Here is a 13,102-nt window from a genome sequence, read left to right as displayed (position 1 = left end):
GGCTGTTGCAGGGTGTAGGTATCCACGGTGGCGGCCACGTTCTCGGCAAAGCCGCCTTGCTGCAGCGTGCCGATCGAGCAGGCGTGCTCCACCACTTCCAGGCCGCGGAAGATATCGCCTTCGGCATCGGCCAGGGTCTTGCCCTGCTCGGCGGTGAGGATGGCGGCGATGCGCTTGCTGTGTTCGCGGATGAGCGCCTGGTATTTGAGCATGATGCGCAGCCGCGCGCCCAACGGCGTGTGGCGCCAGGTGGCAAAGGCGCGATGCGCCGCGCCGACGGCCGCATTGACTTCGGCCGCCGTGGCCAGGGGAACTTGCGCCAGTACTTCCTGCGTGGCGGGATTGACCACCGGGCGGAATTCGGTGGCGGCGGACTCCACCCACTCGCCGTTGATCAACAGCTTGACGGTGGGCACGGCGGCGGTATTTGCGGAAGCGGGCTGGGCACTCATTGGGTGGTCTCCGTCGGTTCTGGGTTTTGGTGGGTCAATGCAGGAAAGGAGCAGGCACGCCGCTCAAAGGGTGCGCGCGATCAACATGCGCTGGATCTCGCTGGTGCCTTCGTAGATCTGGGTAATGCGGGCGTCGCGGTAGTGCCGCTCGACCGGGTAGTCTTCCAGGTAGCCGTAGCCGCCGTGGATCTGCAGCGCCTTGGAGCACACGCGTTCGGCCAGTTCAGAGGCGTAGAGCTTGGCCTGCGAGGCTTCCGACAGGCAGGGCTGGCCTGCGGTACGCATATGCGCGGCGCGGTGCACCAGCAGGCGCGCGGCGTTCAGCTCGGTAGCCATGTCGGCCAGCATGTTGGCAATCGGCGGGTGCTCGCGCAGCGGGCGGCCGAACTGCACACGCTCGGCGGCATAGCGGCAGGCGGCTTCGAAGGCGGAGCGGGCGATGCCGAGCGCTTGCGCGGCGATGCCGATGCGCCCGCCTTCCAGGTTCGACAAGGCAATGCGCAGGCCCTCGCCGGGCTCGCCGAGCAGCGCGTCGTGCGGCACGCGGCAGTCTTCCAGCGTGATGGCGCAGGTGTCGGAGGCGCGGATGCCGAGCTTGCGTTCCGGCGCGTGCACGATGAAACCGGGTGTATCGGTAGGCACGACAAACGCGGACAGGCCGCGCTTGCCTTGCTCCGGCTCGGTGGCGGCAAACACGATGGCCACGCCGGCGCGCTGCCCGTTGGTGACGAACTGCTTGGAGCCGGACAGCACCCAGCCGTCGTCGGTGGCGCGGGCACGGGTGCGCAGGTTATGCGCCTCCGAGCCGGCCTGCGGCTCGGTCAGGCAGAATGCGCCGATCATCTCGCCGCTGGCCAGGCGGGGCAGGTAGCGCGCCTTCTGCGCCTCGGTGCCGTAGTGCAGGATGGGGCCGCAGCCCACCGAGTTGTGCACGCTCATCAGCGTGGCGCAGGCGGCGCAGCCCGCGGCGATCTCCTCGATGGCCAGCGCATAGGCGATGTAGTCGGTATACGTGCCGCCCCATTCCTCGGGCACGATCATGCCGAGCAGGCCGAGCGCGCCCATTTCCGTCACGACCTCCGGCGGCAACTGGCCGGCACGGTCCCAGGCCGCGGCGTCCGGCGCCAGCCGTTCGCTGGCGAAGGCGCGCGCGGTGTCGCGGATCATGGCTTGCTGTTCGCTGAATTCTTGATGCATGGCGGCTCGGGTTGCGCCGGGACCGGCGTGGGGTTGGCACGCGATCGCGGCGTCTGGCGGTTGGTCGGGTGGCCCGCTGTGGGCGGGGGGYATGGCAGCAAGTGTAGGAAGACAGCGGGGGCGCTCCTATGCCAGAATCCGCCAACCTTGCTGAACTCGTTTGCCACTGCCGGCGAGCCCGGGCAGGCAAACCGTACCGTACCGATCGTTGCATTCCATGGAAAAACACAGCGTCGCCATTTGCTTCGTGCATCACGCCATCGCGGGCCTGCGAGCGCGCGGCATCGCGCCGGAGCCGGTGTTGCAGGCCGCGGGCATCGCGCCGGCGCTGCTGGCGGTGCCGCAGGCGCGGGTGTCCGCCGCAAGCTACAGCGCCCTGTGGCTGGAAGTGGCCGCCGCGCTCGACGATGAATTCTTTGGCCAGGATTCGCGCCGCATGAAATGCGGCAGCTTTGCCATGCTGTGCCACGCCGTCGCGGGCAGCAAGACGCTGGCGCAGGGGCTGGAGCGGGTGGTGCGCTATTTCGGGCTGCTGCTCGACGATATCGGCGTGCGCCTGGAGCGCGAAGGCGCTGGCGCCGAAGGCGGCCGGGGGGGCGGCAGCGGGGCCGGCAAGCGCCGGCGGGCGGCGCTGGTGCTCACGGCGCCATCGGCGCAGCCGCCGGGCGTGTTTGCCCAGGAGACCATGCTGATCATGCTGCACGGGTTGATGAGCTGGCTGCTGCGCCGGCGCGTGCCGGTCCTGCTGGCGGCGTTCAGCTATCCGGAGCCGGCCTACAGTGCGGAATACCGGCTGATGTACTCGCGCCACCTGGCGTTCGGCGAGCCGGCCACGGCGCTGGTGTTCGACGCGGCCTGGCTGGACCAGCCTGTCCACCAGGACGAGCGCAGCCTCAAGGCCTTCCTGCGCGACGCGCCCCACAACGTGGTGGTCAAGTACAGCGACCGGGGCAGCATCATGGCCCGCGTGCGGCGCCAGTTGCGTGCCCAGCCGCCGGAACAGTGGCCCACGTTCGACCGGCTGGCGCACGATGTCCATATGTCGTCATCGTCGTTGCGGCGCCGGCTGATGGAGGAGGGCGGCACCTACCAGCAACTGAAGGACGAACTGCGGCGCGACCTGGCCATCGAGGCGCTCAGCCATTCCAGCCGCCCGCTGGCGGAGATTGCCGCCGAACTGGGCTTTGCCGAGCCGGGGGCTTTCCACCGCGCGTTCCGCCGCTGGACCGGGCTGCGGCCGGGCGCGTATCGGGCCACGACGCCCGCGATGCCCTAACGGCGCTGGCGCTCGCCGGAAGGGCCCATGGCGGAGGGCTGCGCCGCATGTGCCGGAGCGGCGTGCGGCATGACGTCAGGGGCAGCCGTATGCGGCAGCACGCGGTTGCGCCCCGAGAGCTTGGCCATATAGAGCGCGGTATCGGCGCGCGCGGTGAGTTGCTGCAGGCTCTCGCCGGGCTGCCATGCGGCATAGCCGCCGCTCACGGTATAGCGCACCGTGCCGGAAGGGCCGCCGACGGGGCTGGCCTCGGCCAGCGAGCGGATGCGCTCCGCGACGTGGCGGGCATCCTCCAGCGAACTGGCTGGCAACAGCACGACGAATTCCTCGCCGCCCATGCGGCCGATGCGGTCGGGCGCGCGCAGGCTGGCGGTGACAAGCCGCGCGAACTCGACCAGCACGGCGTCGCCGGCGGCATGGCCGAACGTGTCGTTGACCGACTTGAAGTGGTCGATGTCGACGATCAGCAGCACCGGCGGGTGCCCGCCCCGGGCGGCGCGGGCCAGTTCGCGAAAGGCTTCCTCCTCGAATGCCTTGCGCGACATGGCGCCCGTCAGGTAGTCGCTGTTGGCAATGGCTTCGAGCCGGTGCACCATCGCATCGTGGATCATCAGCACCGCGCCCATGGTGAGACCCGGCGTGGCCATCGCACCCAGCACGAGAAAGGCGGCATTCAGTCCGGGCGAGGTCATGGTGGACGGGTCGTCCATGACCGAGAGCACCGACAAGATGCCGCGCAGGGCATGCGYGGCGGCAAGGAAAAAGGCGAAACCGGCCGTGGTCAGGTAGTGGCTGGTGGGGCGGGCGCGCGGGCGGTAACGCACCAGCACGTACCCCGCGCAGGCGCACAGCACGGCATGGAATACCGAAACGACGACAACGCGCGCGTTGAAGTCATTGTAGATATAGCGCCACGTCACGATGCCGGCCACCACGGCGAGGGCCGCCGCCGCCATGGCCCGCCAGGGCGGCTCTCGCCCGCAGAAGCGCGCGATGCCGGCGTGGAACAGCGCCAGCGCCCACGCCAGCGCGCCGTTGGCTACCACGATCGACAGGATGTCGGGGACCCGGCCACGCAGCGTAAATAGTACAAGCGCCACCATGGCCGTCAGGTTGGCCTGCCACCAGTGCCTCACGCCGGGCTGGCCGCAGCGGCGCAGCGACCAGACGATCGCCAGCATCATGACGCTGAGCAGCGTCGTGACGGCTAGCAGGGCGAACGGGTCCGACATCTGCTGATTTCCTCCGGTTGTATCGCGTGATTGGGTGCGGGTGCCCGGGCGGGCGGGAAGCTCGGGAGAATACCCTAGCGGCGTCGCCGCTACCCACCTACGCAAGAGGGGGTGGACCATTGGCTTGCGGCGGGGCTGTCAGGTCAGGGGACTAGAATGGGGAGCGGGGCGCTTTGATCGGTACTCCGCATCAATGCCCTGACGCTGGCCGTATTGCCGTCATCCTGTCCTTCCCCTCTTGTTTTCATTGCCGCAGCCTGGAAAACCATGCAACACATCAGATTCGACCTCGGCGACCTGCAGGCCATGGTGGCAGTGGTCGAGCAAGGCGGCTTTCGCGCGGCGGCCGAAGCCCTCAACCTGTCGCAGCCGGCGCTGTCGCGCCGCATCGAGAAACTGGAGGAAGCGCTTAACGTCAAGTTGTTCGAGCGCACTACGCGCCGCGTCACCCTGACTGTGGTTGGGCGGGAGTTTGTCGGCAAGGCGCGTGCGGTGCTGACGGAAGTGGAGACTTCGCTACTTGGCATCGGCGATGCCGCCACGGCTCGCGCCGGCGAAGTGACCATTGCCTGCGTGCCCTCGGCCGCGCACTATTTCCTGCCGGCGGTGATCGGGCGTTTTCGTGCGCAGTATCCGAATGTCCGCGTCAAGATGGTGGACGAAGGGGCTAACGTCGTGCTGCATAGCGTGGCCAGCGGCGAGGCGGATTTCGGCCTGAACTTTATCGGCACGCAGGAAGCCGATCTGCTGTTCGAGCCGTTGCTGCGCGATCCGTTCGTGCTGGCCTGCCGCCGCGACCATCCGCTGGCGCGGCGGCGCTCGGTGAAATGGGCCGAACTGGCCGGGCACACGCTGGTGGCCCTGGCCAAGTCCAGCGGCAACCGCCTGATGCTGGATCTCGCCCTGGCGGAGGCGCCGCGGCGGCCGGCCGCCTTCTACGAGGTACGCCACGTCAGCAGCGTGCTGGCGCTGGTGGAGGCCGGCCTTGGCGTGGCAGCGGTGCCGCGGCTGGCGCTGCCCGATGGCGACCGCTCCGGGCTGGCCGCCGTGCCCCTGCGCGAGCCCGCGGTCTCCCGCATGCTGGGGATCCTGCGGCGCCGGGGGCGCATGCTGTCGCCGCATGCGCAGGCGTTGTACGAAATGGTCGCGCAGGCGGTGCCAGCGCGGGGCCGGGCGCGGTCATTGATGCGTGAAAGCGATCAAAGCTGAAAAAGATTGCATTATCGCGGCGCGCGGCGCGTGCATAGAATGGGCTGCCTGCCCTCGGAGACCGATGCGGGCAGGACTTTTGTCTTTTGTCTTTTGTCTGTTCCCATTTCCCATTTCAATGCCCATCGAGAGCGCATATGCCCATATCGTCCGCCGCAGTGCCCAGCCCCGTCGTCACCTCCCTCCGCAGTCGTCCTTCGAACTCCCCTGATTCCCGCAAGCGGCCGTTGCTGGCGCTGGTGCTGGCCGGCGTGGCCAGCCTTGCGCTGGGCGCTGGCAATGCACTGGCCGAGGAGGTCAAGGTCATGAACTCGGGCGGCTTCACCGCAGCCTACAAGGCACTCGGACCCGGCTTCGAGAAGGCCACGGGCAATACCTTGTCAACCGCGTGGGGCCCGTCGATGGGCAAGTCCTCCGAGGCGATTCCCAACCGGCTCGCGCGCGGCGAGCATGCCGACGTGGTGATCATGGTTGGCTACGCGCTGGATGAACTGATCCGGCAAGGCAAGGTGGTGCCGGATAGCCGGGTAGCCCTGGCCGATTCGCGCATCGGCCTGTCGGTGCGGGCTGGCGCGCCAAAGCCGGATATCAGCACCGTCGATGCGTTCCGCAAGACGTTGCTGGAGGCGCGCTCCATTGCCTATTCCGATAGCGCCAGCGGCGTGTATGTCGAGAAGGAGATGTTCAAGAAGCTGGGAATCGAGGAACAGGTCAAGGGGCGCGCGCATAGGATTGAGAAGACCCCCGTGGGTAGCGTGGTGGCGCAGGGCGATTATGAGGTCGGCTTGCAGCAGGTCAGCGAGTTGCTGCCGGTGGCGGGTGCCACGTTTGTCGGGAAGATTCCGGAGGCGGTGCAGCAGGTGACCAGCTTTGCGGCGGGTGTGCCGGTGGGCGCGGAGCATCCGGAGGCCGGGCGGGCGTTGATTCGGTATCTGGCTTCGCCTGCGGCAAGAGGGGAGATCGAGAGGAGCGGGATGGATGCGGTGGTGGGGGATAAGCCGGGGCAGTGAGAGGGGCGAGGCGCTGGTTGCGCGCTCGCGCTGGCGCTAGCCCTGGCAAGCCGGGGCCGCGGCGATGCGGCTCCTGCGTGTCTGCCGCAGCGGGTTGCTGCCGCGCCGCGCGCCACCCCGTAGCGCATCCTGTCGCCAAACAATCCGTCTGGCTGGTATGATCCGCCTCCATGACACAAGCACACCGCCGAAAGAAGCAGCCCGACGTGCTGCGCCCGCAGCTATTGCATGCCGCGGCCCAGCTCGCCCTCGAATCCGGCCTGCGCGCCGTGACGCTGGATGCGGTGGCGGCGCGTGCCGGTGTCAGCAAGGGCGGATTGCAGCATCATTTCCGCAATAAGCAGGCGCTGCTGGACGCGCTCTTCGACGACGCGGTTGAGACCTTCAACGCCGATGTGGCCGCCGCGATCGCCAGCGACACGCAGGCCGAGGGCCGCGCGGCGCGGGCCTATATGCGGGCGACGCTGCAGGAAGAGAGGAAAGAGGACGCCGCCAGCTATCTGCACCTGTTGTTGGCGCTGATGCTGACCGATGCAGATACGCGCGATCGCTGGGCGCCACGCATCGCCGAAATCGCACGCCCCGATCCGCTGCCCGCGGCAGATGCGGCGAGGCTGATGATTTGCCGCCTGGCCGCTGACGGGCTGTGGCTCGCCGACCTGCTGGGCAGCCAGTCGATGGAACCCGGGCTGAGGGCGGAAGTCCTGCGCCAGCTGGACCAGATGACGCGGTGCCAGCCGCAATGAACGCACGATCGAATTTCCAATTGAATACCCAACCGAATACCCAGCCAAAGGCTCAACCTGGCACCTGGCATGACGCCGGCGCACCCAAGCAGGAAACGCCCGCCACGCCGGGCGCCGGCGCGGACCTGCACCGGGCCATCGACGCGGCCCGCGAGGCCCTGCTAAGCCACCAGCATCGCGACGGCCACTGGTGCTTCGAGCTAGAGTCGGACGCCACCATCACCGCGGAGTACATCCTGATGATGCACTTCGTGGACGAAATCGACGCCGAATTGCAGGCGGCGATGGCGGTCTACCTGCGAAGCATCCAGAGGCTAGACCGTCATGGCGGCTGGGACCAGTATCACGGCGGCGCGCTCGACGTGTCATGCAGCGTCAAGGCCTACTACGCGCTGAAGGCGGCGGGCGACGACCCTGAGGCCCCGCACATGGCCCAGGCCCGCCGCGCCATCCTGGCGCAGGGTGGGGCCGCCAAGGCCAATGTGTTCACCCGCATCCTCCTGGCCACGTTCGAGCAGGTGCCTTGGCGCGCCACCCCCTTCGTGCCGGTCGAGCTGATCCTGTTCCCTCGCTGGGCGCCTGTGCATCTGGACAAGATGGCCTACTGGGCGCGCTCCACGCTGGTACCGCTGACGGTGCTGTGCTCGATGCGGGCCAAGGCCGCCAATCCGCGCCGTGTCGGGGTCAGCGAACTGTTCGTCACGCCGCCCGAGCGCGAGCGGCACTATTTCTCCCGCGAAGGCCTGATGCGCAAGGCCTTCCTGGTGGTCGACAAGCTGGCACGCGCGATCGAGCCGCTGATTCCCTCCTCGGTGCGCCGGCGGGCCGTTGCCCGGGCGCAAGCCTGGTGCGTGAAGCGCATGAACGGCGAGGATGGCCTGGGCGGCATCTTTCCGCCGATGGTGTACTGGTACGAGATGATGGCGCTGCTCGGCGTGCCGAAGACGGATCCGGCCCGCGCTACCTGCCTGGCCRCCATCCGCAAGCTCGTGGTGCGCCGCGCCGACGGCTCGGCCTATTGCCAGCCCTGCCTGTCGCCGGTGTGGGATACCGCCTGGAGCATCATGTCCTTGCAGCACGCCGGCACCGACGCGCGCACGCAGGAGGCGGTGCAGCGCGCCTACGACTGGCTGGAAGCGCGGCAGGTGCGAGACCTGCGCGGCGATTGGGGCAAGCACGTGCCGGCCTCGGTGCAGCCCGGCGGCTGGGCGTTCCAGTACGCCAACGCCTATTACCCTGACATCGACGACAGCGCCGTGGTGGCCGCCATGCTTGCCGTGCACGCGCGCCGGATCGGCCAGCCCGAACGCTACCAGGACGCGGTCGCGAGCGCCGTGAAATGGATGGTGGGCCTGCAATCGCGCAATGGCGGATTTGGCGCCTTCGATGCCAACTGCGATCGCGAGTACCTGAACCGTATCCCCTTCGCCGACCATGGCGCCCTGCTGGATCCGCCCACCGAGGACGTTTCCGGCCGCGTGCTGCTATGCATCGGCCTGAGCGGAAACCGCGAAACGCACGCCGCCGCCGTCGAGCGCTGCGTGGCCTATCTGCGCCGCACGCAGCGCGCCGACGGCGCCTGGTGGGGACGCTGGGGCAGCAATTACATCTATGGCACGTGGAGTGTGCTGGCGGGCCTGGCGCTGGTGGGCGAGGACGTGCGCCAGCCCTATGTCCGCAAGGCAGTCGACTGGCTGCTACGCTGCCAGCACGCCGACGGCGGATGGGGCGAGACCAACGACAGCTACTTCGACCACTCGCTGGCGGGCACCAATGGGGGYGAGAGCACGCCCAACTGCACCGCCTGGGCGCTGCTGGCCCTCTTCGCCGTGGGCGAGGTGGATACGCCCACAGTGCGCAGGGGCATCGCTTACCTGCTGGGCTGCCAGACTGGCAGCGGCCTTTGGCAGCATCCGTCGCACAATGCGCCGGGCTTCCCCCGCATCTACTACCTGAAGTACCACGGCTACACCGCCTACTTCCCGCTGTGGGCGCTGACGCGCTACCGTCAGCTGACAAGGCGCCCGGCGGCGAAGTAGGGCCCGGGGCGGCCCATACGCTCTGGCACACCGCTACGGCCCGCTTCGCAGCGCGGGCCGGCGTGCCCCCCTTGGGAGCGCTCCACACGGCTGCAGCCGGGGAGCCGCGTGCTCGCATTTCCCGACTTGCCAGTCCCCAATACCCACCAACTACACGACGTTGAGCCGCCACGCGCAGGGGCTAGTGGGCAGTACCGGCGTGCATTGAATAGGCAATGCTACCACCGCCGCTCGATCAACGATCAATAAGGTATTCCGCCGCGCTTAATAGCACGGAGACCTGCCGAGATATATAGGACTAGTACGAGTTTAATTTAAAAGTACTATTTTGTTTAAAAATTGTATAAAAGGCATTTATGGCATAAGGAAAGCCGTTTAGAGTCCTGCGTCAAGTTCGATCACGCTGACAATGGAGCGAAGACCATGACGGATCCTGTTGAACAACGGAACGCATACGGCGGTGCGCGCTGGGCGTACTTGCTGGAGGTGGCTGGCGGTAGCCTGTGCTGCTCCGTCCCTTGGCGGATCAAGTGGGGCACAGATCGTTCTCGTTGGCCAGGGAAAGCACATCCATTGCGCGATATTGACGTGGACGAGCCATCAAGACATGGCGCGCTGATCTCCGGGTGGAGGATCGTGTGATGGGCCCCGTATTGGCACGTCATTCCAACGCTTCGCAAACCAGGCAGACTCATGAGTAGCCCTATGAGCAGCAGCACACCTGACGTAAATCCGCTCGCACAAGACAATCAAAACGCAACGGTCCCCGACACCGGACACGGAAGTGATGACGTTGTCCGGCTTGCCAGTGGATTCGACCCGGATGGCGTGGCCTCCGCACGCGCAGTGCTCACGCCAGATAGTGACCAGCGTTGCRAGGAAATAAGCTTTGATCCGCGCTCGCCCATTCCGGTCATCTTCCTGCCTGGCGTGATGGGCTCGCTACTGGCCAACAAGGACACCGGTGAAGAAGTGTGGTACCCGCCCAACATGGATGGCGTGGTTTCGGGCATTTCGGGTGCGATTTCTGTCATTGCAGGCTGGTTCGCCAGCGCCGCCGGGCGCGCGAGACGCTTCGACCCCGTACCGGCCGTGGTTGATCCCCGCGGTCCAGTCAAAGTAGGTAACAGCGGCTTGAGCGAGAAGGAGGCGAGGCGGCGCGGCTGGAGCACGGTGCACCGCTGGAGTTATCAGGCCACGCTGGCCTGGCTGGAGTACACACTCAACCACCCCATGCTCGATGGCAAGCTCCACGGCGAATGGGCACACGGTGATGCAGAGGGCGAGAAGGCCGCGCTGAAAGCCGTGCTTGGCACGCACCCATCCGATTACGGCGCCTATGGTCCTGGCGGACCGATTGACGCGTGCTCCGACGTGTTCAAGTCACTAATCAACTATCGCTATCCCGTCTACGCCATTGGCTACAACTTTCTGCAGTCGAATCAGGTCTCAGGCCAGCAAGTGCTGGACGGCATGGATTTCAAGGATCCCGAGAGCCAGGAGGTCACGCGCATCATGGGCATCCGGGAGATCTGCCGGGAAAACCGGACGGACAAGGCCATCATCATCACGCACTCGATGGGCGGCCTAGTGGCGCGCATGGCCTCGCAACTTTGCGGCGGCGCCAACGACATGCTCGGCGTGATCCACGGCGCGCAACCTGCCACCGGGGCGCCGCTGTTTGCCAAACGGTTCCGCACGGGGGGAGAGGATTTCATCAACAAGAGCCTGATGGGCCGCTGCGCGGCCGAGTTCGTGGCGATTGCCAGTAACGCGGAAGGTCCGATGGAGTTGTCGCCGATGCCGGATTACCACGATCGCAAGCCGTGGTGGATCTTTGTGGATAAGGCCGGCGAAGTACGTATGGCCTTGCCCAAGCAAAGCGCACTGGACGAGCTCTACATCAACGACGCGTGGTACGGGTTGTTGCCCGATAGTTAGTTGTTAGATCCGGCAGGGATTGTGAAGAAGCGCCTGGAAGAGGAAATGGATTCTTCCACTGTGCATGAACACTTTAAAAAAATGATGAGTAATGTAGTGGATCGGCAAAAGGAGCTGATGAACAACTACCACGCCAACACCTATGCGCTGTACGGAGACGGCGCGCTCGATCCACAACGCTCCGATGGCACGCATGAGCCTGACAAGCTGGAATTCAGTGAACCGGCGAAAAACCTGCAAACCTGGGGCAGGGTGGTGTGGCGGGGCGACCTTCCCGAAGGTGTCGGGGAAGCTGAGCTAAGAGCCGCTAAATGGGTGGGCGACGATCAGCACGGCGTACTCAGGATCGTGGTCGGGGGAAGAACTGTCACACTCACCGTGCAACAACAAGCGGTCGCGCCAAAGCCGGGAGAGAAAGACAACGGCATCATCCCAGGCGATGGCACCGTGCCGGCATGGTCTGCCGCAGCGCAAGGCCGTGGGGTGATACCGGATCTGTCGGAAACTAAAGCCACGGGCGTGCAGATGGCCTTTGTGCAAGGTGGCTATGAGCATCAGAAGTGTTTCGATCATCCCTGGACACGCTGGGCCACCCTGTACAGCGTGGCGCAGATTGTGCACAGCACCAAGGTGGCCTCCCAATGAATCCCAATCGGATCAGTTCACGCGTACTGCGCGCGGCCCTCTTCCTGTCGATATGTAGCCTGTCCGCCTGCGTGCGGACGGTTCCCGTGGAGCCCGAAATGACCAACAACCCCTTGCTTGCCGATCCGCGTCCGTGGTGCATTGGCCGACTTGTGATGGATCGCCCTGCTCGTAGCGGACTCAGCTACGAGAAATACGAATACTGGGGCAACAAGATTGATATTGCCAGAGATGTCAGCCCGGGAACGTTCCACTACAGAGTCGATGCGCGCGAAAGCGAGTTGCGAGCCAACAAGCGAATCATGTCCATCCCGCTCACCGATGAAATGATGAGAACGGGGGACAATGGTCTTCATAAGACCGATGCTCCTTGGCTGGAGCAAGCCGTTTCGCCCACACCCAATTCCCGTCTGTTGATTTTCAAAACGAAGGTGAGAGAGGATTACCCTTTCACCGCCGAGGGTTACGTGCTCGCCGGCAGCACGATGCTGACCATGAAGTTCGACGTTCAGCGCAGCAGCGGGATACAGAAGGTCACGCAACGCTCAACCGATGTATACCAAAATATCACTTACCGCGATGACTGGACGGTTCCAACGGAACGCGGCTTTTGCATTCCGGGTGCACTGATCGGCGGGCCTTCGCGCAACAGCGAACTGGCCGAGCAAACCATTGTCCTGCAACCCGGCCGAGCGTCCGCGTTTGTCATCAAGATGCGCGATGCGGTGGATGTGGATCAGCAATCGTCGCTGCTCAAAACCCTGCCCGATCTACGTCGGCAGTTGCGCGCGCAAGGCAGCGTCCAGATTCTGCGCGAAGGCAAGCGCCCGGTCGCGGGCATGGAGGCGGAAGAAGTGCTGTTTTCCATCAAGGAGGGTGGGAGCCAGCTATACCGTTTCTATCTTCTGGCGCCAGGGGTCCACCATTCGATGGCGCAACCGCACACCGAGATCCAGTTGAGGCTGGGAAGTGCACTGACCGATGCTGACAAGGATCGCGGGGTGAAGCCGGAAGAAGTATCTTCGCTCGTCGACGAGGCCGGCGCGATCCAGGCGTGGGATACGCTGCTCAACAGCATGCATTTGCGACCCGGGGCGATGTGATGAGTCGTCACGGAAAACCGGAGTATCGCTTCGATGCTGCCAAGGCTTGCAAACAGCAGTCGATTTAGTACGCAACGCATTCATCAAAGCCGTGAAAACAACATAGCAATGAGGCGTTACGATAACTCAAAGGGTGACTGGACAACAACGGTCGGCAGCAGCGTCGAGGGCCGTGACGCCAACAGGGGAGTGAGGCTTCGCGGCAGCGATTGATGGAACGTCTTCGGGAGCATCGCGGCTCCACTTCATGCG

The 13,102-nt window shown here is 65.6% G+C and carries 11 protein-coding genes; 8 read left to right on the top strand and 3 right to left on the bottom strand.

The window, feature by feature from the left end; genetic code table 11:
- Both AC1DKD_RS31070 and AC1DKD_RS31065 read right to left on the bottom strand, forming a co-directional pair.
- Positions 1 to 452 (bottom strand): aldehyde dehydrogenase family protein (locus tag AC1DKD_RS31070; RefSeq protein WP_477144110.1); only part of this gene is annotated, 452 nt, incomplete at its 3' end.
- 63 nt (positions 453 to 515) lie between these two features.
- The gene (locus AC1DKD_RS31065; RefSeq protein WP_441636016.1) at positions 516 to 1,649 is read right to left on the bottom strand and encodes an acyl-CoA dehydrogenase family protein; all 1,134 of its coding nucleotides are present in this window, start codon (positions 1,647 to 1,649) and stop codon (positions 516 to 518) included.
- A 217-nt stretch (positions 1,650 to 1,866) separates the two neighbouring features.
- Here AC1DKD_RS31065 and AC1DKD_RS31060 point away from each other — a divergent pair, with 217 nt between their 5' ends.
- Positions 1,867 to 2,925: an AraC family transcriptional regulator gene (locus AC1DKD_RS31060; RefSeq protein WP_477102123.1), complete on the top strand. Its 1,059-nt coding sequence runs from the start codon at positions 1,867 to 1,869 to the stop codon at positions 2,923 to 2,925.
- Here AC1DKD_RS31060 and AC1DKD_RS31055 read toward each other — a convergent pair.
- Positions 2,922 to 4,157, bottom strand: a complete 1,236-nt coding sequence (locus AC1DKD_RS31055) for a sensor domain-containing diguanylate cyclase (protein ID WP_477144109.1) — start codon at positions 4,155 to 4,157, stop codon at positions 2,922 to 2,924. The genes AC1DKD_RS31060 and AC1DKD_RS31055 overlap by 4 nt on opposite strands.
- Before the next feature lie 267 nt (positions 4,158 to 4,424).
- On the opposite strand from AC1DKD_RS31055, the gene AC1DKD_RS31050 reads away from it, so the two are divergent.
- The 7 genes from AC1DKD_RS31050 (at position 4,425) to AC1DKD_RS31020 (ending at position 12,850) form a co-directional block, all read left to right on the top strand.
- Positions 4,425 to 5,366 carry a LysR family transcriptional regulator gene (locus AC1DKD_RS31050; RefSeq protein WP_441627872.1) on the top strand — a complete coding sequence of 314 codons (942 nt, stop codon included), beginning with the start codon at positions 4,425 to 4,427 and terminating at the stop codon, positions 5,364 to 5,366.
- A gap of 137 nt (positions 5,367 to 5,503) precedes the next feature.
- Positions 5,504 to 6,376, top strand: coding sequence for a substrate-binding domain-containing protein (locus AC1DKD_RS31045; protein ID WP_441627870.1), 873 nt, complete (start codon positions 5,504 to 5,506; stop codon positions 6,374 to 6,376).
- A 170-nt stretch (positions 6,377 to 6,546) separates the two neighbouring features.
- Positions 6,547 to 7,122 carry a TetR/AcrR family transcriptional regulator gene (locus tag AC1DKD_RS31040; protein WP_441627868.1) on the top strand — a complete coding sequence of 192 codons (576 nt, stop codon included), beginning with the start codon at positions 6,547 to 6,549 and terminating at the stop codon, positions 7,120 to 7,122.
- 125 nt (positions 7,123 to 7,247) lie between these two features.
- Positions 7,248 to 9,161 carry a squalene--hopene cyclase gene (gene shc, locus AC1DKD_RS31035; RefSeq protein ID WP_477144111.1) on the top strand — a complete coding sequence of 638 codons (1,914 nt, stop codon included), beginning with the start codon at positions 7,248 to 7,250 and terminating at the stop codon, positions 9,159 to 9,161.
- A gap of 705 nt (positions 9,162 to 9,866) precedes the next feature.
- Positions 9,867 to 11,102 (top strand): esterase/lipase family protein, encoded by a 1,236-nt coding sequence (locus tag AC1DKD_RS31030; RefSeq protein ID WP_477144108.1) that lies wholly within the window; start codon positions 9,867 to 9,869, stop codon positions 11,100 to 11,102.
- Positions 11,103 to 11,747 (top strand): hypothetical protein, encoded by a 645-nt coding sequence (locus tag AC1DKD_RS31025; protein ID WP_441627864.1) that lies wholly within the window; start codon positions 11,103 to 11,105, stop codon positions 11,745 to 11,747.
- 98 nt (positions 11,748 to 11,845) lie between these two features.
- Complete coding sequence (locus AC1DKD_RS31020; protein ID WP_441627862.1) at positions 11,846 to 12,850, top strand: T6SS immunity protein Tli4 family protein; 1,005 nt, start codon at positions 11,846 to 11,848, stop codon at positions 12,848 to 12,850.
- Positions 12,851 to 13,102: the final 252 nt, after the last annotated feature.

The organism is Cupriavidus sp. 05T313 (assembly GCF_056396665.1).
The sequence above is the reverse complement of the archived record's forward strand: the minus strand, read 5'-3'. Positions and strand labels throughout refer to the sequence as shown.